The sequence below is a fragment of the Thauera sp. genome, from assembly GCF_035444905.1.
In the GTDB taxonomy this organism is placed as follows: domain Bacteria; phylum Pseudomonadota; class Gammaproteobacteria; order Burkholderiales; family Rhodocyclaceae; genus Thauera.
The window spans coordinates 1-1,880 of the sequence record NZ_DAOMPS010000134.1; the positions used below are offsets into that span (position 1 = coordinate 1).

1 protein-coding gene is annotated in these 1,880 nt (G+C 59.6%); it reads right to left on the reverse strand.

The window, feature by feature from the left end; genetic code table 11:
• Positions 1–46: 46 nt before the first annotated feature.
• Entirely contained in the window at positions 47–1,363 is a 1,317-nt protein-coding gene (gene ltrA, locus PLC66_RS22585; protein WP_324544421.1) for a group II intron reverse transcriptase/maturase, read from the reverse strand.
• Positions 1,364–1,880: the final 517 nt, after the last annotated feature.

The following is a 1,880-nucleotide window of genomic DNA, read 5'->3' on the forward strand; positions in this document are numbered from 1 at the left end:
AATCGAGTAGGCGGCCCCGCCGCTAAATAGCGACGGGGTGCGCCTCTCACACCACTGTACGTACGGGCCTCGTATACAGCGGTTCGTTGAGATGTGGAGCGACTTTCCGGTAGTGATCGAGCAAGGCTTCGTAGCCGCGTTTAGCCAAGCGGTTCAGGGTGATCGTGGTGCTTAGGATGGGACTTTGGGCGATGGCCCAGCCACCTTTGCGCGTGCGGCTCCAAGCATAGGCATGGTGCCGGTCTACACCCAAGCGGATCAGGTTCTTCCGTTTCCGTTCGGGCTTCTTCCAGTCCTTCCAGATGCAGTACCGCAGCCGATTGCGCACCCAGCCATCCACATCGCGCAATTTGCCGGTCATACTTGCCAAGCGGAAGTAGTTCAACCAGCCGCGTTGCACGGTCTTCAGGCGGGTAATGCGCTCGGCCAGCGGTAGCGGAGCCGTTTTGCGCGTAATGGCCTTCACCTTGCGCTTCAAGTTCCCCCACCCTTGGGCACCCACCACCAGTTGGTATTGCCCTTTCACGCCCTTCTCATACGTAGGGACGAACCCATAGCCCAGCAGCTCGAACTGCACGGGTTTCCGGATGCCGCTCTTCGCACGGTTGATGGGCAGCTTCAGCCGGTCCCGAAGGAACAGGTAGATACTGTTGCCCACTTTCCGTGCTTGGGAACGGCCCTTCAGATAAATGCTGAAGTCGTCCGCATAACGCACGTAGCGCAACCCCTGCCGTTCCAGTTCGCGGTCCAGTTCATGGAGCACGATGTTGGACAACAAGGGGCTGAGCGGGCTGCCCTGCGGCACTCCCTTGCGCCGCTTCACCAGCTTGCCCTCCACTTGGATGGGCGCACGGAGCCAACGGCGGACCAGGAGCATCGTCAGGGGGCATTTCACCTTGCGATACAGTAGTTGCAGCAGTACACCATGATCCACTTCATCGAAGAAGCTTTTCAGATCGATATCAACGATGTGCTGATACCCTTCATTGATGTTCCGCTGCGCGCGCTGCACCGCCTGGTGGGCGCTCCGTCCGGGGCGGAAGCCATAGCTGTGGGCTTTGAACTCCACCTCGAACAGGGGCATGATCACTTGATGTACCGCCTGTTGCAGCAGGCGATCGGTAACCGTGGGGATGCCCAGTAGACGGGTACCCCCTTTGCTCTTGGGTATCGCTACCCCCAGAATGGCTTGCGGTAGGTAACTCCCCGCGCATACCGCCGTGGCCAGTCCTTCGCCATGCACCTGGAGGTGCTCGGCAAGGGAACGTACGCCAAGCCCGTCCACTCCAGCGGCGCCCTTGTTGGACACCACCCGCTGACAGGCCGCCAGCATATTGCGTTTTGTTACGATCCGTTCGATCATCCTGTGTACTCCTTCATTCTACTCTGTTCCGCTTATCGCAGGGCTTCCCCACCTTGCGGCGGGCGATCCCTGCGGCATTTGGAACACCTCAACGTTCGGTCCTTCATGGGTTTGTGAGACCTCCGCCTTTATCCTTGCGGTGACGGCTCGTACCTACCCACTACTACGACCTCTGCTGACCTCTCCGCTCTGCCAGCTCGTGACTACGGAGATCTCCCCGGGTAAGGGTCATATCCTTTGGTCCATCCCCGCCGCATCTACCGCTCTGGGTTTGTTGCCTGCGGGCTTTGCAGTGCTGTGCCTGCTTACCCACCCAAAGCGGCCTCGGTATGCGGTTCCTGTTCGTCGGTACGGACCTTTGCAGTCGCGCTTCCTTCAGTGCAGGGGTCGCCCCCTACCACCTTGCGCCTTGCTGACCGGCTTCGACAACTCGCCGGTAAGGGACTTGCACCCTCTGGATATTCAAAGAACGATGCTACCTTGCGGTAGACTTCTTGACCCATGCCGGGCACACACA

Coding starts and splice junctions, on each gene's coding strand:
- ltrA (WP_324544421.1), bottom strand. CDS start 1,363: ATGATCGAACGGATCGTAACAAAACGCAATATGCTGGCGGCCTGTCAG.